We start from the raw sequence: 272 nt of genomic DNA on the forward strand, positions 1-272 counted from the left end.
GAGGGAGAGAATCCGAAACCGTTGCATGTGAAAGTGAAAAACGGAATCGTCCTTGCAGAGTATCCAGAAATTGTGGATACGAAAGAAAGAAGTATTATCTTTAAAGTAAAAGTGAAAGAAAAAGCTAAAGTAGGCGAGGAAATTGTGAATACGGCGGTTGTGAAAGATACAATAAATCCACCAGAGCAACCGAATGTCACTATTCAGCCTCAATATAAAGATGGTGCATTACAAGCAGAAAAAACAGTAAGCAATAAGGAACCGAAGTTAGG

The 272-nt window shown here is 38.6% G+C and carries 1 protein-coding gene; it reads left to right on the forward strand.

Annotation, left to right across the window (positions count from 1 at the left end):
• Window positions 1-272: hypothetical protein (locus ACP3VS_RS24435; RefSeq protein ID WP_426390320.1), on the forward strand; the 272-nt coding region annotated here is incomplete at both ends.

Source organism: Lysinibacillus sp. VIII_CA (genome assembly GCF_049943995.1).
Classification (GTDB): Bacteria; Bacillota; Bacilli; order Bacillales_A; family Planococcaceae; genus Lysinibacillus; species Lysinibacillus pinottii.